We start from the raw sequence: 20,063 nt of genomic DNA on the forward strand, positions 1-20,063 counted from the left end.
GGGGGCATACCACCGCCATTCCGGAACCCCTGATGATCAGAGCCTTTCTCGCCGTTGTGATCCTGATGTCGGCATGCCTTGCCTCGCCCGCCCGGGCGCAGGACGCGGCTGCGCCGTTCGACGGCGACCTGCAGCGGCTGGCCGAGATCCTCGGCGCCCTGCACTATCTGCGCGGCATCTGCGGCTCCAACGAGGGCGCCAAATGGCGCAACGAGATGCAGGCGCTGATCGACGCCGAAACCCCCTCCGGCGACCGCCGCGCCCGCATGATCGCGGGCTTCAACCGCGGCTATAACGGCTTCCAGCAGACCTACCGGTCCTGCACCCCCGCAGCCACCGTGGCGATCCGCCGCTACATCGAGGAAGGCTCGAAAATCTCGCGCGACCTGACGGCCCGCTATGCCAACTGACCGCGCGATCTTCTTCGACCTCGACGGCACCCTGACCGACCCGAAGCCCGGCATCACCGGCTCGATCCAGTATGCGCTGGGAAAGCTCGGCCGGCCGGTTCCCTCGCAGGACGAGTTGACCTGGTGCATCGGGCCGCCGTTGCGGGCGAGCTTTGCGCTGCTGCTCGGCGGCGAGGAGCTCGCCGATCGCGCAGTGGAGTTCTACCGCGAGCGATTCGGCGATGTCGGGCTGTTCGAGAACAGCGTCTATCCTGACATCGCCGAGGTGCTGGCGGAGCTTCGCGAGCGGCCGGGCCGCATGTACGTTGCGACCTCGAAGCCGCATGTGTTCGCGACGCGGATCGTCGCGCATTTCGGCCTGAACGGGTATTTCGACCACGTGTTCGGTTCCGAACTCGACGGAACCCGTGTCAACAAGGTCGACCTGCTCGCCTATGCGCTGGAGCAAACCGGGGCCGATCCGGAGAAGGCCGTGATGATCGGCGACCGCAGCCACGACGTGATCGGAGCTATCAGGAACGGCATCCGTGCGGTCGGCGTGACCTATGGCTACGGCACGCCCGAGGAGCTGCTCGAGGCCGGCGCCAGCCAGCTGTGCGCCTCGCCGCGCGCGGTAGGGGACCATATCCACAGCTCATTTGGCTGACGGCGGCCGCACCATCCGGAATTCCCCTTTAAATGCCGAAGCGCGCGTTAACCTTTTCGAAAGATGTGGGCTAGGCGGTACCCGCATGCGTGATACATCTCGCGCGTCGCAGTGGTTCGCGTCCGGACCGCGCGCATTCATTTTGATGAGTTCCATGCGCCATCCAGCGTCCTTTCCCCATCACCAAGACCCGCGTCCCGATCACGAGCAGAAGCAAGCCGCGCTGGGCTACCTGAACGAGGCCTGGGCGGAAGCGCGTCACGACGGCGTCGACGGCGACTGCCTCGCGCAGGCGAGCCTGTTTGCGGCGCTGGCGGAGCTCGTCGGCACCTATGGCGAGGATGCGGTGGCGAAATTCGCCGAGGGCCTCGCCGCGCGCGTGCGCAACGGCGAGTTCTCGCTGGCGCTCGCCCGGCAGTAATCGCACCAGTCGTTACGGCTTCAGCGTCTCGAGGAACCGGACCGGCTCGCCGAGCGACGGCGTCGTCAGTTCGCCCTGCCACATCACCCGCCTGCCGCGCACGAAAGTGCCGACCGGCCAGCCCTGCACCCGCACGCCATCATAGGGCGTCCAGCCCGCGCGCGAGGCGACCCATTTGTTGGTGATGGTCTCGCTGCGCTTGAGGTCGACCACGGTGAAGTCGGCGTCATAGCCCGCCGCGATGCGGCCCTTGCAGGCGATGTTGAACAGCCGCGCCGGCCCCGCGCTGGTGAGATCGACGAACCGCGCCAGCGACAGCCGCCCGGCATTGACGTGATCGAGCATCAACGGCACCAGCGTCTGCACGCCGGTCATGCCTGACGGCGAGGCCGGATAGGTCTTGGCCTTCTCCTCCAGCGTATGCGGCGCGTGGTCGGAGCCGAGCACGTCGATGATGCCCTGCTCGATGCCGTACCAGATGCCGGCGCGGTGATCGGCCGAGCGCACCGGCGGGTTCATCTGCGCCAGCGTGCCGAGCCGCTCATAGCATTCGGGCGCGGCCATGGTGAGGTGATGCGGCGTCGCCTCGCAGGAGGCGACATCCTTGTGGTCGCGCAGATACAGGATCTCTTCCTTGGTCGAGATGTGCAGCACGTGGATGCGCTTGCCGGTCTCGCGGGCGAGATTGACCAGACGCTCTGTCGCCATCAGCGCTGCGGTCTCGTCGCGCCACACCGGATGCGAGCGCGGATCGCCCTCGATGCGCAGCGGCTTGCGCTCATTGAGGCGGTATTCGTCCTCGGCATGGAACGCGGCGCGGCGCCGGATCACCTGAAAGATCCGCCGCAGGCTCTCGTCGTCCTCGACCAAGAGCGCGCCGGTGGAGGAGCCGATGAACACCTTGACGCCGGCGCAGCCCGGCGCCCGCTCGAGCTCCGGCAGGTCCTGCACGTTTTCGCGGGTGCCGCCGATGAAGAACGCGAAATCGCAATGCATGCGATGGTGGCCGCGCTTGATCTTGTCGGTGAACGCCTCTGCGGTGACGGTCAGCGGGTTGGTGTTCGGCATCTCGAACACAGCGGTGACCCCGCCCATCACGGCGCTGCGCGAGCCGGTCTCGAGGTCTTCCTTCTGCGTCAGCCCCGGCTCGCGGAAATGCACCTGGGTGTCCATCACGCCGGGCAGGATGTGCAGGCCCTTGCAGTCGATCACCTCGCCGGCCGAAGCCTGGCCGAGCGAGCCGATCGCGGCGATGCGGCCGCCCGCGATACCGATATCGCGCACGCCCTCGCCGTCCTGATTGACCACGGTGCCGGATTTTAGAATGGTGTCAAAATGCTGATTCATCGGTCCTCGGCGCCCGCTTTCCGTTGTCGCGCGGGCCTTGTTCGGCGCACTCTAGCGCCTTAGCTTGGCAGGGGATATCCGCGGCCTGCGCGTTTCCCAAGGAACTTGAAAAGAGCCAATTTTGCGAATGAAAGCAGCGTTTCTTCCGGATCGGGGCGTGGTCAAGGTCTCTGGCGAGGACGCCCGCAACTTCCTCAACGGCCTCATCACGGCGGATGTCGACGAGCTGCGCCCGGGACAGGCGCGGTTTGGCGCGCTGCTGACGCCGCAGGGTAAGATCATCGTCGATTTCCTGATCACCGAGATACCCACAGGCCATGGTGGCGGCTTCCTGATCGACGCGCCGCGCGCGCTCGCCAAGGGGCTCGCCGACAAGCTCGGCTTCTACAAGCTGCGCGCCAAGGTCGTGGTCGAGAACCTCACCGACAGCCTCGGCGTGCTGGCGGCCTGGGATGGCGAGCCGGCGGCGATCCCCGATCTCGCCTTCGCCGATCCGCGCAACCCGGCGCTCGGCTGGCGCATCCTGATCCCGCAAGATCTGACGCAGAAACTCGCCGGCCTGATCGGCGCCGATCTCGTCGACGATAGCGCCTATGAGGCGCATCGGATCGCGACCGGCGTGCCGCGCGGCGGGCTCGACTTCATGTATGGCGACGCCTTCCCGCACGAGACCAATATGGACCGCCTCAACGGCGTCGATTTTGAGAAGGGCTGCTATGTCGGCCAGGAAGTGGTGTCGCGCATGCAGCACCGCGGCACGGCGCGCACCCGCACGGTGAAGATCATTCTCGACGGCCCCTCCCCTGAGACCGGCGCTACTATCCTCGCCGGCGACAAGCAGGTCGGCACCATCGGCTCGACCGCCGGCGAGAAAGGCCTCGCGCTGGTGCGCATCGACCGCGTCGCCGATGCGCTCGACGCCGGCCTGCCGCTGACCGCGGGCGGGCTCGCGCTTCATCTCGCCGAGCCCGACGCTGTCCGCATCACACCCAAGCAGACCGTCGCATGAGCCGTACCGCGCAACTGCATCCCGACGGCAAGACGCGATGCCCGTGGCCGGGCGAGGACGCGTTCTACGTCGCCTATCACGACAATGAATGGGGCGTGCCCGAATATGACGACCGCGCGCTCTACGAAAAGCTGATCCTCGACGGCTTCCAGGCCGGCCTGTCCTGGATCACGATCCTGCGCAAGCGCGAGAATTTCCGCAAAGCCTTCGACGATTTCCAGCCCGAGAAGATCGCGCGCTACAACGCCAAGAAGGTGCACGCGCTGATGAACGACGCCGGCATCGTCCGCAACCGTGCCAAGATCGAAGGCACGGTGGCGAGCGCCAAGTCGTATCTCGATATCATGGAGAAAGGCCCCGGCTTCTCGAAATTCCTCTGGGACTTCGTCGACGGCAAGCCGAAGGTCAATCAGTTCAAGACCACGGCAAGCGTGCCGGCCTCGACGCCGGTGTCGATCAAGGTCTCCAAGGAGCTCGGCGGACGCGGCTTCAAGTTCGTCGGCCCGACCATCGTCTACGCCTTCATGCAGGCCACCGGCATGGTCAACGATCACCTCGTCACCTGCTTCTGCCATGAGGCCTGCAGCGGGAAACTCCGCACACCGCGGCTCAAGACGAAATGACTGCGCGTAACTCGACGGAGACCGCCCGCGCCTGGCAGCGGATGTTGTCCGGGCGCCGGCTGGACCTGCTCGATCCGTCGCCGCTCGATATCGAGATCGTCGACATCGCACATGGATTGGCGCGGGTCGCGCGCTGGAACGGACAGACCAGCGGCGCGCACATCTTCTCGGTGGCCCAGCATACGCTGCTCGTCGAAGCCGTGATGCGCCAGCAGACGCCGCGCGTCGACATCCGCGTGCGGCTTGCCGCGCTGCTGCACGACGCGCCGGAATATGTCATCGGCGACATGATCTCGCCGTTCAAGGCGGTGCTCGCCGGCGAATACAAGGCGGTGGAGAAGCGGCTGCTGTCGGCGATCCACATCCGCTTCGGCCTGCCGCCCGTGCTGGCGGATGAGATCACCCAGCAGATCAAGGCCGCCGATCGCGGCGCCGCCTATCTCGAGGCGACGCATCTGGCGGGATTTTCGCAGGCCGAAGCCAAGCGGCTGTTCGGCCGCGATCCGGAATTGCCGGAGGCGACCGAGCGCGACTATCTAACGCCGTGGACCGCAGCGAGGGCCGAAAAGCAGTTCCTCGAGCGCTTCAAGGCATTGCACGCGTCGTAGGCGCGGCACCGCGAAACGTGCCGCCGGTTGCGGCGCAAAACGAGGCGCGGGCACGGCGCCGCCCGCCTTTGCCCACCCGGGAGCAGCCGTTATAATCGGACGCACCCGATACCCAAGGACCATCATGCTTCACGTCTGCTCGCTCGCCGCGCTCTCCGACACGGTTCGTGCCACCGGCGCCAGCCATGTGCTGACCGTGATGGCCAATGTCGACCAGGTACAACGGCCGCCCTCCGTGCTGCCGGCCAACCATCTGAAAGTGTCGATGGACGACATCATCGAACAGATGGACGGGTTCGTGGCACCCAACGAGACGCATATCGAGAAGGTGCTGACCTTCGTGCGCGGCTGGGATCGCCGCGCACCGATGGTGGTGCATTGCTACGCCGGCATCAGCCGCTCGACCGCGAGCGCATTTGCCACCGTCTGCGCGCTCAATCCGCACCGCGACGAAATGTCCATCGCCCGGCTGATCCGCGAGGCCTCGCCGATCGCGGCGCCCAACCGGCTGATCGTCAGCCTCGCCGACAAGGCGCTGGGACGCGAGGGCCGGATGCTGCGCGCGCTCGATGCGATGGGTCCGGGCAGCATGAGCGTCGAAGGCCGCCCCTTCCACATCGACCTGGAATAGCGCGGCTCGCACACCCGATCGCTTGAACTTCCGGTCCTCTCAAGTGCACTACTAGGTTGCGACCCCCCGCTGGTTGGCCACGGCTCCGGCGCGCGCTGCCGGAGGCCTGATGTTCGACTCGCCGTTCGATTTCCTCACGCTGGTCATCGCCATCGTCGCGCTCATCTTTGCGCGCCAGGCGCTGGGCCAGATCGCGCTGCTGCAGCGGCGGCTGGATGCGGTCGAGACTGCGGGTGCAGCCGCCACACGGACGGCGATGCCGCCGCCTTTGGCACCGCTGCAGGAGTTCGAGCAGACACTCCCGGCGGCACCTCCGATCGCACCGCCACCGCTCCCCGAGGCCGTACCGAGCGGGCCGGACGCGCAGACAGAGCCGACCGCGGATGCTGCGGGCGCCGCGCCACCGCCCATTCCGCAACCCGCGCCCGCGCCGGAGCCAACGCCCGGCTTCGAGGAGACGCTCGGCACGCGCTGGGTGGTGTGGATCGGCGGCCTGACGCTGGCGCTCGGCGGCTTCTTCATGGTGCGCTACTCGATCGAGGCCGGGCTGCTCGGCCCCGGCGTGCGCACGATGCTCGGCGGGCTGTTTGCGCTGGCGCTGCTCGGCGCCGGTGAATGGACGCGGCGCAAGGAAAGCATCTCCAACATCGCGGCGCTGCCGATCGCCAACATTCCGGCGATCCTCACCGCCGCCGGCACCGCGGTGGCATTCGCCACCGTCTACGCCGCCTACGCGCTGTACGACTTCCTGGCACCCGCAACCGCCTTCATCCTGCTGGGCATGGTCGCGCTCGGCACGCTCGCGGCCGCGCTGCTGCACGGGCCGGCGCTGGCCGGGCTCGGCATCGTCGGCGCCTTCGTCACGCCGATCCTGGTCTCATCGGACAAGCCCGACTTCTGGTCGCTCTACATCTATCTCGCCATCGTCACCGCCGCATCCTTCGCCCTCGCCCGCATCCGGCTGTGGCGCTGGCTTGCGGTGACGACCATCGCCTTCGCACTGCTGTGGACCTTCCCGTGCCTGCAATGCGGGCCGGAGATGGTCGCGCCGCACGTCTTCCACGTGATCGCGGGCTTCGTGCTGGCGGCGCTGCTCGTGGTCTGCGGCTTCATGCTCGGCCCCGACGGCGATGGCGAGGAAATCGAGCCGATCTCGTCGGGATCGCTCGCGGCCTATCTGTTCGGCGCGATGCTGATCGTGCTCAACAGCGCGCACGCCGACATCGCGATGATCGGCTTTGCGCTGCTCACAGCCGGCAGCCTGCTCGTCGCCTGGCGCGCACCGGCTGCCACCCGTGCGATCGGCGCCGCGTCACTCTTCGTGTTCATCGTATTCGGCGAATGGGCGGTCCGCCGCAACGTCGACATGCTGGTGCTGCCGGGCGGCGCGATCCCCGGCATCGGCCCGTCCGCGACCGACGGTTCGGTGTCGCTGCATCTCGTCACCGCGGCGCTGTTCGCGGCCGCCTTCGGCATCGCCGGCTTCCTCGCGCAACTGCGATTTGCCACGACGAGGGTCACGGTGACCTGGGCCGCGGCGGCCGTGTTCACGCCGGTCGCGCTGCTGGTCGCGCTCTATGCGCGCATCGCGCATCTCGACCGCTCGATCCCGTTCGCGATCCTCGCCGTGCTGCTGGCCGCGGCCTACGCGGCCGCGACCGAGGCGCTGACCCGGCGCGGCGAGCGTCCGGAGCTGTCGCCCTCGATTGCGTTGTCGGCGACCGGCGCTCTCGCCTCGCTGGCGCTTGCGCTGACCTTCGCGCTCGACAAGGGCTGGCTCACCATCGCGCTGGCGCTGGTGTCGATGGGCACGGCATGGCTGTCGGTGCAGCGGCCGATCCCGTTCCTGCGCTGGCTCGCTGCGATCCTGGCCGGCATCGTGGTGCTGCGCATCGGCTACGAGCCGCGGATCGCCGGCGATGCCGTCGGCACCACGCCGATCTTCAACTGGCTGTTGTGGGGCTATGGCGTCCCGGCGCTGTCGTTCTGGGCCGCAAGCCATTTCCTGCGCCGCAATGGCGACGACGTCCCGCTGCGCATCATCGAATCCGCCGCAATCCTGTTCACGGTGCTGCTAGCCTTCATGGAGATCCGCCACGCGGTCAATGGCGGCGACGTCTATCGCGACAGCGCCGGGCTGACCGAGGTTGCGCTGCAAGTTGGCGTGACGCTCGCGATGGCGATCGGGCTGGAGCGGTTGCGCCTGCGCACCGGCAGCATCGTCCACAATGTCGGCGCGGTCCTGCTGACTGCCTTTGCCGGGCTTGCCAGCGTGTTCGGGCTGCTGTTTCTGGAGAATCCGATGCTATGGGCGCATGACGTCGGCGGCAGCTTCATCAACCTGCTGCTGCTCGCCTATGCGCTGCCGGCCGTGCTCGCGCTGCTGCTGTCCTACGCGGTTGCGGGCCATCGTCCCGCGGCTTACGCCAACACAATCGCAGCCGGCGCGCTGATCCTCGCGCTCGCTTATGTGACGCTTGAGATCCGCAGGCTCTATCACGGGCCGGTGCTGGCGCGCGGCGAGACCACGGGCGCGGAGCAATATACTTATTCGATCGCCTGGCTGATGTTCGGCGTCGCGCTGCTCGGCATCGGCATCGTGGTCAATTCGGAGCGGGCGCGGCTTGCGTCCGCTGCCGTGATCGGCCTGACAATCCTGAAAGCGTTCCTGGTCGACATGTCGACACTGTCAGGTGTCTACCGGGCGCTGTCGTTCATGTGCCTTGGCATCGTACTGGTCGCGATCGGCTGGCTGTACCAGCGGATCCTGTTTCGCAGGCGGGCCGCGCCGCCTGTGCCGCAGGCTGGGGGTTAGAACCGCTTGTCGTGAAAGGTGAGCCTCAGTCGCAAGTCTCACAGTCGACGGACTCGGCGACCAGGCGAATCCTGAAAACCGGCTTTCTGCCCTCGTCGAGCAGCTCCATGTGCCATTCGCTGTTCTGCTTCAGATTGCGCGAAATGCTGCCGAGGAAATTGCCGCAGACCTTGGTCATCTCGGCCCAGGCCACATCACGGCTTTCAAACTCCGTCGCGTGGTCGGACGCGCCAGCGTAATCGCCGTCACTGATCCGGAAAAAATACTGCGCCATATGACTACTCAAAATCGGAGCCCCCAACATCTCGCCGCCTGGCGAACGCTAGGTATTGAGTAGATAACAACGCGTGGCGACCGCCATCCGTATGACTACGGCTTGGCGGCGCTATTCCCGTTAGCGCGCAGATGAAACGTTGGTCAGCAGAGCGTTAGTCGGTGGAGCGGCGCAACTCCGGCGCGCTCTCGACCTTGGCGGGTTCGGCCTTGACCGGCTCGAGCTTCGCGCTTCCGACCTGCGGCGTCTCAACGCGCGACACTTCAGTCTGCGAGGCATCCGCGGATCGGGTGCGCGGGTGCAGCGAGCGTGGCCGCGCCACCGCGCGCGCCATCAGCATCTGTTGGCCGCCCTGATGGCGGAATTCGCAATAGGCGAAGCCCATGCCGGAGACCGAGCCGCGGAACGAGCGCTCGTCCTGCTTGTCGAGGTTGAAGCACGGCTCGAACGGAATGCCCTTCAGCGAGGCGCAAACGCTCTGGCCGCGGATTTGCAGCGTGTTGCCGGGCAGGCGCACATGGCGGATCGGACCGGAGCCGGAGAACTGGATCGAGCCAGCCGCGCCCATGTCGTCGAGGATGCGGCCGGCGCCGCGCGTGCCATCGAAACAGGTGAAGGCGAATACCTTGCCCGCGACAAACTTGCGGGCCTCATCGGCGTTCATCATGCCTGCGAACGCCGGCACGACCATTGCCCCGGCCGTGACGGCCCCCAACACCAAACGCGCAAGCATGAGCTACTCCACTTACGAGCGCGGGCACCCGCTCCTTGTTGAGCATGATCCCCGCGACCGACGCTTCTCGACGTCCGCGCGAGGAAACCCGGCCCCCCGGGATCATGCTGCAAGTCTCTTTACCCGCTGCTTACCATACCAACCGTGGCAACATTGGAGCAGCTTGGTTGGTAAAGTCTGAACGTCCTCAGACTATTTTTACCACGATCCGCCCGCGGACCTGGCCGCCGAGAATTTTCGCACCAAAGCCCATGACCTCATCCAGGGCGATTTCATGAGTGATATCAGCCAGTTTTGCCTTATCCAGATCGCTGGCAAGGCGGCGCCAGGCGGTCCGCCTGAGTTCGATCGGGCACATCACGGAATCGATGCCGAGAAGGCACACGCCGCGCAAAATGAAGGGCGCGACCGACGACGGCAGGTCCATACCAGCCGCCAGGCCGCATGCCGCGATGGCGCCGCCGTATCTGGTCATCGAAAGCAGGTTGGCGAGCGTGGTCGAGCCGACGCTGTCGACGCCGCCCGCCCAGCGCTCCTTGGCAAGCGCCTTCGGGGCGCCGGACAGCTCGGCGCGGTCGATCACTTCGCTGGCGCCGAGCCCCTTGAGATAGTCGGTCTCCGACATCCGCCCGGTCGACGCAATGACGTGGTAGCCGAGCTTCGACAGCACCGCGATCGCGACCGAACCGACGCCGCCGGCAGCGCCCGTCACCACGACCGGGCCGCTCTTCGGGGTCAGACCGTGCTTCTCCAGAGCCAGCACCGACAGCATCGCGGTATAGCCGGCGGTGCCGACCGCCATCGCATCGCGGGCCGAAATGCCGTCCGGCAGCCGCACCAGCCAGTCGCCCTTGACGCGGGCCTTTTCGGCATAGGCGCCGAGATGGGTCTCGCCCATGCCCCAGCCGTTGCAGACGACCTTGTCGCCCGCCTTCCAGTCCGGATGGCTTGATTGCTCGACCGTGCCGGCGAAATCGATGCCGGCGATCATCGGGAAGCGACGCACCACCGGCGCCTTGCCGGTCAGCGCGAGGCCGTCCTTGTAGTTCAGCGTCGACCATTCGACACGGACGGTGACGTCGCCATCCATCAATTCCGCCTCGTCGAATTGGGTCAGTGCGGCGGTGGTACCCTTGTCCGCCTTGTCGATCCTGATTGCCTTGAACGTTGCCACGATGAGCACTCCCCGTAATCTTGGTTTCGGAAAAGTGTTTAACCCATCAGGCGGGCTGCGCAACCGGGCGCACGACCGGCTTTTCGACGATCGGCAGATTGATCAGCGCCGACAGCACGCCGAACACCACCGACAGCCACCAGATCGGCGTGTAGGAACCAACCTGCTCGAACACGATGCCGCCGAGCCAGACGCCGAGGAAGCCGCCGACCTGATGGCTGACGAAGGCGAAGCCGTACAGCGTCGCAAACCAGCGCGTGCCGAACATCAGCGCCACCAGCGCCGAGGTCGGCGGCACCGTGGAGAGCCAGGTCAGGCCAGAGATCGCGCCGAACGCAATCGCCGAGAAGGTCGTGATCGGGAACGAGATGAAGGCGATGATCGACAGCGCGCGGGTGAAATAGATCACCGACAGGATGTAGCGCTTCGGGAACATGTTCTGCAGCCAGCCGACGCTGAGCGAGCCCATGATGTTGAACAAGCCGATTGCCGCGATCACCCAGCCGCCGGTCGAGGCCGGAATGCCACGGTCGGCGAGATAGGCCGGCAGATGCACGGTGATGAAGGCGAGCTGGAAGCCGCAGGTAAAGAAGCCGAGCACCAGCAACACGTAGGAGCGATGGCCGAAGGCTTCGGCCAGCGCGGTCTTGAACGATTGCTGATCGGCGGGCGCGGCCTCATGCGTCTCTGCCGGCGGCGTCGAGAGCGCCAGCGACAGCGGCAGGATCAGCAGCATCAGCGCGGCGAACACCAGCAGAGCAGTCTGCCAGCCAAAATTGTCGATCATCGCAACGCCGAACGGGGCGAACAGGAACTGGCCGAACGAGCCCGCGGCGGTGCCGGCGCCGAGCGCGATGCCGCGCTGCGCGGGCGGCAGCAGCTTGCTGAACGCGGACAGAACGAGGTTGAACGAGGAGCCCGACAGCCCGAAGCCGATCAGGACGCCGGCGCCGATGTCGAGCGACAGCGGCGTCGTCGAGTAGCGCATCAGCAGCAGGCCCGCAGCGTAAAGCAGCGCGCCGACGATCATCACGCGCAGCACGCCGAAGCGGTCGGCAATGGCGCCGGCGATCGGCTGGCCGAGACCCCACAACAGGTTCTGCAGCGCCAGTGCGAGGCCGAACACATCGCGGCCCCAGGCGAATTCGCGGCCCATCGGCTGCACGAAGAAGCCGAGGCTGGAGCGCGGGCCGAAGCTCAACAATGCGATCGCGCAGCCGCAGACGATGATCACAAGCGGCGTGCGCCAGGTGCCGGACGCCGGTCGAAGATCGCCGGTGGTAACAGCCATGTTGTCTTCCCCCGCAGCTGCTGCGGGGGAACCGCCCCGCCGAACATTACGGGGAGTTAATGCATCTGCATGAAAACCCCAAGAGGGCCCGGGAGAAAAATCTTCGCCCGCAGGGCTGCTCTGCAGAATTGGAAAGGATGATGCGCGTCATTCCGGGGCATGCCGCACCCACCCGGAACAGGGCGAAAGACCACTATCGCTTGGCGCTGGCCTGCTCGGCAGAACTCTGGGCCGCCTCGGCGAGCTGCGCCGAGATCTTGGCGGTCTCGGCCGGGTTGCCCCAACTCGGCGCATCGCTGCCGTCGCCCCAGGCGCGCGGGCGATAGAAGGTGTGGACGCCGAACTTGTACATCTTCTTCATTTCGCTGACCCAGGACGGTCGCACCCAATAGGCATGGTAGTGGGTCGAGCGGTCGACTTCGGGCAGCCACAATTTGCCGTCGAGCATCGCTTTCGCGATCTTCTTCGCGCGGTCCCACATATCGGGCTCGCGGACGACGTCGGCAGTGTTGTCGCAGGCGAAGGTGAACTGACAGGCGTAGTGCCGGTTCTTGTTCTGGTAGACCACGCCGCACACCGTCTCCGGATATTTGCCGGAGAAGGCACGGTTCAAGACCACCTGGGCGACCGCGATCTGGCCGCGCACCGCTTCGCCGCGGGCTTCGAAGTAGACCGCCTCAGCCAGGCACTTCTCCGACTTGGCGCGCGACTTGTCGTCGAACAGGCCGAGCCGCTCCGCCGGCGTCTTGGTGTGCTGGTCGTCGGCGTTGACCTCGCCCTTCGGCGCGATGCTCTCGCCCATCTCGCCGGCCCTGACCGGGCCGTCGGCATCGACCGGCAATGACGCCATCACCTTCATGTCGGGATCGGGCTGCGCTACCGGCATCACGACGACCGGCGCCTCGCCGGGCTGCCAGCGCTCGAGATTCTCGGGCGTGCCGAGCGAAGAGCCGAAGAACAGGCTGGCGGTCTTGAATGCAAACGGGTCGCGCTCATGCGCTGCATCGGCGGGCGCAGCAGCAGGCTTCGCGGGCGCCGGCTTCAGATCGTCGAGCGGGCTGGCCTCGAGCGACAGCGACACGTCGTAATGCTGCGACGACGGCTTGGCATATTGCGGCAGCGGCGGCGCGCGCAGCGCTTCCTGCAATTCCGGATCGAGCGGCGCGCTGTCGGCCGGCGCGGTCGCGGTCTTCATGCCCTTGACCGACGAATTCGATGTTGCAGGATCCTCGTTCGCCGGCGCCGTGTTTGCGGGCTCGGAAGGCTCGACCTGATCGGGCCCCCTGACCACGAGACGATCGCCCTTCAGGGTGCGATCGACCTTGGGGAAATCGGATGCCGCGTAACGCGGCGGCGGCGCCGCGATCGGATTGCGCGTCACCGTGCCGGTGATGTCGACGCTCGAATTGTCCAGCCTGGCGAGCAGGATTTGCGGGGCCTGCGGCGCGGATGTTCCGATCGGACGGCCGAAGCTGTAGGTGGCGACCTGGATCGAGCCGACCGCGGATGCGAAGACGCGCTTCTGCCAGCGCTCGGCGACGCCGGGCTGCCGGGCCAGGAGCGAAGCAATATCCTGATATCCGATCTCGGTCGGCATCAGGGCGAAGATGCCTAGACCGAGACCGAAGAGCGCAAGACGTGCGCCCTTCGGCTGGTTACGCGACACAAACATCGTACGCTCACGCAACGCTTACTGAGTGCAATCGAACGCGGTACATCCGCGCAATTCGACCTTTCCCGTTGCTAACTTGTTTAGGTTGCCGCGGAGTTAATCGACGTTGCCCGCGCGCTACACTCAAGCGATCGCAGAGTCTTCGCGCGTTGCATCGCGCGCCTTGGTAAATGCGCGGCGCATGAAGGTCGTGAACATCCGGTTAACGAAGATGGTGAACAAGGCGTTACGCGCGACCGTCTCTGCGTGGTGTTGAGGCAGCGCACCACAAACAAAATGGCCGGGACTTGGTCCCGGCCATGGTTGTCACCGAATTGTTCGATCGTTCACGCCTGGCTAGCGGCGGCCTTGCCGAGCGCGGCCTGGGCCGCGGCGAGACGCGCGATCGGCACGCGGTAGGGCGAGCAGGACACGTAGTCGAGCCCGACCTCGTGGCAGAACACGACCGACGCCGGATCGCCGCCGTGCTCGCCGCAGATGCCGACCTTCAGATTCGGACGCGTCTTGCGGCCGCGCTCGACGCCGATCCTGACCAGCTCGCCGACGCCGTCGCGATCGACCGAGATGAACGGATCGATCTCGAGAATGCCCTTGGCGACATAGGTGCCGAGGAAGCTCGCAGCGTCGTCACGGCTGATGCCGTAGGTGGTCTGCGTCAGGTCGTTGGTGCCGAAGGAGAAGAACTCCGCAGTCTCTGCGATCTCGCCGGCCATCAGGCAGGCGCGCGGCAATTCGATCATGGTGCCGACCTGGTAGCTCAGCTTGGCCCCGGTTTCCTTCATCACCGCCTTGGCCATGGCATCGATCCGCGCCTTGACCAGGTCGAACTCGGCCTTGGTGGCGATCAGCGGCACCATCACCTCGAGACCGACCGGCTTGCCAGTGCGCTTGCCGGCCTCGACGGCCGCCTCGAAGATCGCGCGCGCCTGCATCTCGGCGATCTCCGGATAGGCGATCGCGAGACGGCAGCCGCGGAAGCCGAGCATCGGGTTGAACTCGGACAGTTCGCGGGCGCGGTCGGCGAGCTTGCGCGGATCGGTATTCATGGCGCGCGCCACTTCCTCGATCTCGGCCTGGGTGTGCGGCAGGAATTCATGCAGCGGCGGATCAAGCAGACGGATCGTGACGGGCAGGCCCTTCATGATCTCGAACAGCTCGACGAAGTCGGCGCGCTGCATCGGCAGCAGTTTCGACAGCGCGGCGCGGCGCGACTGCTCGTCCTCGGAGAGGATCATCTCGCGCACGGTGCGGATGCGGGTCTCCTCGAAGAACATGTGCTCGGTGCGGCAGAGGCCGATGCCTTCGGCACCGAACTTCACCGCGGTGCGCGCGTCATCGGGCGTGTCACCGTTGACGCGGACGCCGAGCTTGCGGACCTCGTCGGCCCAGCCCATCAGCGTGCCGAACTCGCCGGACAGTTCCGGCTCGATCATCGGCATCCGGCCGGCCAGCACCTGCCCGACCGAGCCGTCGATGGTGATGACGTCGCCGGTCTTGAAGGTGCGCGAACCGATGCTCATGGTGCCGCGGCCGTAATCGACGCGGATGGTGCCGCAGCCGGAGACGCAGGGCTTGCCCATGCCGCGCGCGACCACCGCCGCGTGCGAGGTCATGCCGCCGCGGGTGGTGAGAATGCCTTCCGCGGCGTGCATGCCGTGGATGTCTTCCGGGCTGGTTTCGATGCGGACCAAAATCACCTTGCGTCCGTCGGCCTGCAGCTTGGCCGCTTCGTCCGACGAGAACACGATCTCGCCGGAGGCCGCACCTGGCGACGCCGGCAGGCCGGTCGCGATCACGTCGCGCTTGGCGGCCGGATCGATGGTCGGATGCAGCAGCTGATCGAGCGAGGCGGGATCGATCCGCGTCACCGCGTCCTTCCTCGAGATCAGGCCTTCGTTGGCGAGCTCGACCGCGATGCGCAGCGCCGCTTTCGCGGTGCGCTTGCCGCCGCGGGTCTGCAGCATCCACAGCTTGCCCTGCTCGACCGTGAACTCCATGTCCTGCATGTCGCGGTAGTGCTTCTCGAGCAGCGTGTAGATCCGCGTCAGCTCCTTGAAGGCGTGCGGCATCGCGGCTTCCATCGACAGCTTGTCGGAGCCGGATTCCTGGCGCGCTTCCTCGGTGATGTCCTGCGGCGTGCGGATGCCGGCGACGACGTCCTCGCCCTGCGCGTTGATCAGGAACTCGCCGTACAGCTTGCTCTCGCCGGTCGAGGGGTTACGGGTGAAGGCAACGCCGGTCGCCGAGGTCTCGCCCATGTTGCCGAACACCATCGCCTGCACGTTGACGGCGGTGCCCCAGGATTCCGGGATGTCGTGCAGCTTGCGGTAGGTCACCGCGCGCGCGTTCATCCAGGATGAGAACACCGCGCCGATCGCGCCCCACAGCTGGTCGTGCGGATCCTGCGGGAAGTCGTGGCCAGTCTCCTTGGCAACCGCTTCCTTGTACTTGCCGACCAGCTCGACCCAGTCGTCGCCGGTCAGGTCGGTGTCGAGCGAATAGCCCTGGCCGTCCTTGAAAGTGTCGAGGATGTCCTCGAAGTGATGATGCTCGAAGCCGAGCACCACGTCGGAATACATCGTGATGAAACGGCGATAGCTGTCATAGGCGAAGCGGCGGTCGCCGGAGAGCTCGGCGAGCGCTTCGACCGTACGGTCGTTGAGGCCGAGATTGAGCACGGTGTCCATCATGCCCGGCATCGAGGCGCGCGCACCCGAGCGCACCGAGACCAGCAGCGGGTTCCTGGCATCGCCAAAGGTCTTGCCGGTCAGCTTGCCGACATAGTCGAGCGCCTTCTCAACCTGAGCTTTCAATTCCTTCGGATACGTCTTGTCGTGTTCGTAGAAATAGGTGCAGACCGAGGTCGGGATGGTGAAGCCGGGAGGCACCGGCAGGCCGAGATTGGCCATTTCCGCGAGGTTGGCGCCCTTGCCGCCGAGCAGATCGCGCAAGGTCGCCTGGCCCTCGGCCTTGCCGTCACCGAACGTATAGACCCACTTGCCGGCCTTGATCGCAGCCGGGACCGCCTTTTTCGCTGGCGTGGCCACCTTCGCCGGCGCCTTGCTGGCGGGCTTTGCAGCCGGCTTGACAGCGGCTTTCGGCGCCGCCTTCGGGGCGCTCTTCTTCAGCGCCTTGCGCGCCGGCGCGGCCTTGCGGGCCGCTGCGGATGGCTTTGATTTCGCTGCAGTTTTCTCGGCAGTTTTCGCAGCAATTTTCTTGGACTTCGCGACGGCTTTGGCCATGTCAGACAACAATCCGGAAGGAGGGGTCGAAGATGCGCGCCTTACACCATTTTGGGGGGTTCCGCGCAAGCCGCGAAACCCCGCTTTCCCGCTACAGGTGCAGCCAGCGCAACAGGCCCATCCCCACCAGCCCGACGAAGATCAGGTAGATCGCGACGATGTAATTGAGCAGCCGCGGCATGATCAGGATCAGGATGCCTGCAATCAGAGCGACAATGTGCGGCAAATGCCCAGCGGTGATGACCATTGAAGTTTCTCCGGCGGTTTTTGGAGGAGCGAATCGAGCGGCAGTTTATCCGCTGCGGGGGTTCCCACATCAAGACGCCCGTCACGCCCGCGGGTTCCCGCAACTCACGAAAATTGCTCCAAAATGCCGCGTGTATGGCGGCAGTTTTTCCGGAACATCACCACACCGGATGCATTGGCTCGCCATGTGCGCTGGTGAAGGCCGGCGTGCCGCGTGAAAACAATGGAGCGAGCCATGCGAAACAGAATACTTGCCGTTGCAGCGGTTGCTGCTGCGATCACGGTGCCGGCTGTTGCCGCACAGGCCCAGACCGTCGGCATCGTCCGCGGTGGTCCGGCGGTCGCCGTCGAGGATGACGGAGCAATCGCGGTCGAGCAGCGTCCGGCATTCCGCGAATACATCGTACGCGAGCGCGTGCCGAACTACACGGTGCCTGATCGCGTCGTGGTCGGCACCGTCCTGCCGGATGCCGGCGTGACCTATTACGACGTGCCGCAACGGTTCGGCGCGACGCCCTATCGCTACACCGTCGTGAACGGTGAGACCGTTCTGGTCGAGCCGCGTTCGCGACGGATCGTTCAGGTGGTCGAATAAGCCCCCAGCCGCCTGAACGCGATGTCCGGGCGCCGCGCAAGCGGATGTGCGCGCAGATCGACCGGACTTGAAAGCCCCGCCCGGCCTCCCCACCGGGTGGGGTTTTTCATGGATACCTACGATTTCAGGATCGAGAGCAGCGTCGAGGTCGACTTGTAGCTCTTGATCGCGGCGTCCTGGAAATCCTGCGTCCAGTTGGCCGCCTGCCGCTCTTCCGCACTCATCGAGGAATATTGCTTGAGGATGCCGAGGCTGAACTGGCGCGGATCGCCAGCGGACTGGCTCTGCTTCAGCGCGTCGAGCACCGCAAGGCGCGTCCGTGTGTTGAGTTCCTGCTTGGCCGCGAAGATCTCCTCGGTGGAGAATTTCTTGTCCTGGTTCAGCGAGATCGCCGAGAGCGAGCGGTTGTCGAGCGAGGACAGGTCGGCGAGCCGTCCGGTCTTGCGCCTGGCATCGTAGACCAGTTCCTTGCCGTTGCTCGCAGCCTGGCCCTTCTGCCGATCGAGGAAGGCGCGCACGTCGCTCGCCACGCTGCTGAAGTCGCGCGTCGTGCCCGTCGCAGGAGACGTGGTCCCCGCCAGCGCGGCCGCGATCGGGTCACCAGTAATTCCAGATGGCGCCGTGTTCGGATCCTGTTGCGTCGCCTGATAGCCCTTCAACACCGCGGCGCGCTGGCTGGCCCAGGTCGCGGTCGCCTTCTCCTCGTCGCTGGCGCCATCGAGATAATCGAGCGCTGCCTTGTAGCTGACGCTGAAGTCGCCGGTCAGGCGCGTGGTCGCAAGCGAGGGCGCCAGCGCCGTGTCGAAGCGCTGCTTCAGTTCGGTGGCCGCAACCGCCTGCTCGTCCGGCGTGAACTTGCCGCCATTGTTGGTCGAGATCGCAAACAGCGAACGGCGATCCAGCGTCGAGAGATCGATCGTGGTCTTGCCGTCGACGATCGGCACCTTGACGCCGGCCACCGTGTAGAGCCGATCGAGCGTGACGCGCGCATCGCTCGTCACCGTCGCGAAGTCGGGCTGCGGCGCCTTGGCGAGCTGGGCGCGGGCGGCATCCGACAGCGTGAGGTTGGTTGCGGCATTTGACGTCGACGACGCCGACAGATCGCCGGCCGTGCCGTCGCCCGACAAGGTCGCCGCCAGCGAGGGCGTCGCCGCGGCCCGCGCATAGGCCGAACCATATTGGGCGTAGGGATTGGGCGTGGTGCCGATCGAGGTCATCGGGGAGGTCTCTGCATTGGCGCAAAGGGCGATTTCTTAAGAAATCGTTGACCCGGCAGGACCTTCGCAGGGCATGGTTAACAAATTGCAAATTGTGTCCAAATATTTCCGGCGCGACCCGCCGCTCGGCGGCGCCCCCTCATTTGTCCGCGACCCAGCGGTGGCGACGCTGGGTGAAGACGGATTGCGACGGCGCGGGAAAGTCGGGGTCGGCGAAGGCACCAACCGCAACGCCGATCAGATCCGGCGCGCGGCCCGGCTCCCAATAGACCGACGTTCCGCAATTCGGACAGAAATGGAACACCACCGCAGACCCGCTGTCGCCGATGCGGCTGTATTCGCGCGCCTCGCCCTGCGGCTCGACATCGGCGCGCGGAAAGAACGCCGCGACGCCATAGGTGCTGCCGGTCCGCCTCTGGCACTCCAGGCAATGGCACAGCGATATCCTGAGAGGCTCGCTCTGACAGGTGACGCGGAGCTGTCCGCAGGCGCATGTCGCGAGCCTCGCCATCATCACCTGCCTTTGCTTGCGACCAGCCGGTGAATGACTTTGCCGGACGACGCGCTGACGACTTCCTCATCGAGCAGCAATTCGGCCGCCGCCAGTTCAGTCCGCACCAGGGCCGCATCGAAAGCTGCATAGAGCCGGCCGTGTGCATCACGCGCATCGTCACCCGCGGTGACGCGCCAGCTGAGATAGAAGACGCCGCCGGGCTTGACGATATCGAACATGCGGCGCACCGACGGCGCGATCAGCGCGGGATCGAGATGCATGATCACGGTCTCGCACAACACATTGTCGAAGCTGCCGGAGGCGATGCCGGATAGCTCAGGCAGTTCGGCACGCGCAAAGCGCAGCGCCGGATAGCGCGTCCGCGCTTCCGCCAGCAGTCCCTCGGAGGCATCAAAACCTTCAGCCGGAAAGCCATTGGCATTCAGCCACGTCACCTCGCGGCCGCTGCCGCAGCCGATATCGGCGGTTGTGCCGCCCTTGACGAAGAAACGTGTGACGATGTCCTGCAGATCGACCGGCGACGGCTGCTCGTGCCAGTCCTGCGCAAACGCCACCGCTTCCTTGTCGTAAGCGGCGAGCGTTGCGCGGTCCATCG

Annotated in this window: 20 protein-coding genes; 9 read left to right on the forward strand and 11 right to left on the reverse strand. The window is 66.0% G+C overall.

Annotated elements, in window-relative coordinates; genetic code table 11:
* Positions 1 to 32: 32 nt before the first annotated feature.
* The 3 genes from V5279_RS33470 to V5279_RS33480 all read left to right on the forward strand — a co-directional run bounded on the left by V5279_RS33470 (position 33) and on the right by V5279_RS33480 (position 1,477).
* Complete coding sequence (locus tag V5279_RS33470; protein WP_029078994.1) at positions 33 to 410, forward strand: TIGR02301 family protein; 378 nt, start codon at positions 33 to 35, stop codon at positions 408 to 410.
* The gene (locus V5279_RS33475) at positions 400 to 1,056 is read left to right on the forward strand and encodes an HAD family hydrolase (RefSeq protein ID WP_338691354.1); all 657 of its coding nucleotides are present in this window, start codon (positions 400 to 402) and stop codon (positions 1,054 to 1,056) included. Before V5279_RS33470 ends, V5279_RS33475 begins: the two co-directional genes overlap by 11 nt.
* A gap of 154 nt (positions 1,057 to 1,210) precedes the next feature.
* Positions 1,211 to 1,477 (forward strand): hypothetical protein, encoded by a 267-nt coding sequence (locus tag V5279_RS33480; protein ID WP_028332620.1) that lies wholly within the window; start codon positions 1,211 to 1,213, stop codon positions 1,475 to 1,477.
* 12 nt (positions 1,478 to 1,489) lie between these two features.
* Here V5279_RS33480 and V5279_RS33485 read toward each other — a convergent pair whose 3' ends face one another.
* Entirely contained in the window at positions 1,490 to 2,824 is a 1,335-nt protein-coding gene (locus V5279_RS33485) for a dihydroorotase (RefSeq protein WP_338691355.1), read from the reverse strand.
* Between the two features lie 127 nt (positions 2,825 to 2,951).
* Between V5279_RS33485 and V5279_RS33490 the strand changes: the two genes are divergently transcribed.
* The 5 genes from V5279_RS33490 (at position 2,952) to V5279_RS33510 (ending at position 8,510) form a co-directional block, all read left to right on the forward strand.
* Positions 2,952 to 3,833, forward strand: a complete 882-nt coding sequence (locus tag V5279_RS33490) for a folate-binding protein (RefSeq protein WP_338691356.1) — start codon at positions 2,952 to 2,954, stop codon at positions 3,831 to 3,833.
* Positions 3,830 to 4,456: a DNA-3-methyladenine glycosylase I gene (locus V5279_RS33495; protein ID WP_338691357.1), complete on the forward strand. Its 627-nt coding sequence runs from the start codon at positions 3,830 to 3,832 to the stop codon at positions 4,454 to 4,456. Before V5279_RS33490 ends, V5279_RS33495 begins: the two co-directional genes overlap by 4 nt.
* The gene (locus V5279_RS33500) at positions 4,453 to 5,064 is read left to right on the forward strand and encodes a YfbR-like 5'-deoxynucleotidase (RefSeq protein ID WP_166304428.1); all 612 of its coding nucleotides are present in this window, start codon (positions 4,453 to 4,455) and stop codon (positions 5,062 to 5,064) included. The genes V5279_RS33495 and V5279_RS33500 overlap by 4 nt, the downstream gene beginning before the upstream one ends.
* Positions 5,065 to 5,188: 124 nt before the next feature.
* On the forward strand, positions 5,189 to 5,695 hold the full coding sequence (locus V5279_RS33505; protein ID WP_029079000.1) for a tyrosine phosphatase family protein: 507 nt from the start codon (positions 5,189 to 5,191) through the stop codon (positions 5,693 to 5,695).
* A 109-nt stretch (positions 5,696 to 5,804) separates the two neighbouring features.
* On the forward strand, positions 5,805 to 8,510 hold the full coding sequence (locus V5279_RS33510) for a DUF2339 domain-containing protein (RefSeq protein ID WP_338691358.1): 2,706 nt from the start codon (positions 5,805 to 5,807) through the stop codon (positions 8,508 to 8,510).
* A gap of 25 nt (positions 8,511 to 8,535) precedes the next feature.
* On the opposite strand, the gene V5279_RS33515 is transcribed toward V5279_RS33510, so the two are convergent.
* The 7 genes from V5279_RS33515 to V5279_RS33545 form a co-directional block, all read right to left on the reverse strand.
* Entirely contained in the window at positions 8,536 to 8,784 is a 249-nt protein-coding gene (locus V5279_RS33515; protein WP_338701518.1) for a DUF6894 family protein, read from the reverse strand.
* A gap of 154 nt (positions 8,785 to 8,938) precedes the next feature.
* Complete coding sequence (locus V5279_RS33520; protein ID WP_163161150.1) at positions 8,939 to 9,517, reverse strand: hypothetical protein; 579 nt, start codon at positions 9,515 to 9,517, stop codon at positions 8,939 to 8,941.
* A 187-nt stretch (positions 9,518 to 9,704) separates the two neighbouring features.
* Positions 9,705 to 10,691: an MDR family oxidoreductase gene (locus tag V5279_RS33525; protein WP_166304420.1), complete on the reverse strand. Its 987-nt coding sequence runs from the start codon at positions 10,689 to 10,691 to the stop codon at positions 9,705 to 9,707.
* 46 nt (positions 10,692 to 10,737) lie between these two features.
* Positions 10,738 to 11,982: an MFS transporter gene (locus V5279_RS33530; RefSeq protein ID WP_338691359.1), complete on the reverse strand. Its 1,245-nt coding sequence runs from the start codon at positions 11,980 to 11,982 to the stop codon at positions 10,738 to 10,740.
* A 193-nt stretch (positions 11,983 to 12,175) separates the two neighbouring features.
* The gene (locus V5279_RS33535) at positions 12,176 to 13,654 is read right to left on the reverse strand and encodes a cell wall hydrolase (RefSeq protein WP_166304415.1); all 1,479 of its coding nucleotides are present in this window, start codon (positions 13,652 to 13,654) and stop codon (positions 12,176 to 12,178) included.
* A 326-nt stretch (positions 13,655 to 13,980) separates the two neighbouring features.
* Entirely contained in the window at positions 13,981 to 16,896 is a 2,916-nt protein-coding gene (ppdK, locus tag V5279_RS33540; RefSeq protein ID WP_338691360.1) for a pyruvate, phosphate dikinase, read from the reverse strand.
* Between the two features lie 91 nt (positions 16,897 to 16,987).
* Positions 16,988 to 17,143 carry a DUF3096 domain-containing protein gene (locus tag V5279_RS33545; protein WP_084518327.1) on the reverse strand — a complete coding sequence of 52 codons (156 nt, stop codon included), beginning with the start codon at positions 17,141 to 17,143 and terminating at the stop codon, positions 16,988 to 16,990.
* A 234-nt stretch (positions 17,144 to 17,377) separates the two neighbouring features.
* On the opposite strand from V5279_RS33545, the gene V5279_RS33550 reads away from it, so the two are divergent.
* A complete protein-coding gene (locus tag V5279_RS33550) occupies positions 17,378 to 17,737 on the forward strand; it encodes a DUF1236 domain-containing protein (protein WP_166304406.1) in 360 nt (119 codons plus the stop codon).
* Between the two features lie 116 nt (positions 17,738 to 17,853).
* Here V5279_RS33550 and V5279_RS33555 read toward each other — a convergent pair whose 3' ends face one another.
* The 3 genes from V5279_RS33555 to V5279_RS33565 all read right to left on the reverse strand — a co-directional run bounded on the left by V5279_RS33555 (position 17,854) and on the right by V5279_RS33565 (position 20,061).
* Positions 17,854 to 18,954 (reverse strand): hypothetical protein, encoded by a 1,101-nt coding sequence (locus tag V5279_RS33555; RefSeq protein ID WP_338691361.1) that lies wholly within the window; start codon positions 18,952 to 18,954, stop codon positions 17,854 to 17,856.
* A gap of 139 nt (positions 18,955 to 19,093) precedes the next feature.
* Entirely contained in the window at positions 19,094 to 19,468 is a 375-nt protein-coding gene (locus V5279_RS33560) for a GFA family protein (protein ID WP_338691362.1), read from the reverse strand.
* Positions 19,468 to 20,061 (reverse strand): class I SAM-dependent methyltransferase, encoded by a 594-nt coding sequence (locus V5279_RS33565; protein WP_338691363.1) that lies wholly within the window; start codon positions 20,059 to 20,061, stop codon positions 19,468 to 19,470. Before V5279_RS33565 ends, V5279_RS33560 begins: the two co-directional genes overlap by 1 nt.
* Positions 20,062 to 20,063 lie beyond the last annotated feature (2 nt).

It is taken from the genome of Bradyrhizobium sp. 26S5, from assembly GCF_036923295.1.
Lineage (GTDB): Bacteria > Pseudomonadota > Alphaproteobacteria > Rhizobiales > Xanthobacteraceae > Bradyrhizobium > Bradyrhizobium septentrionale.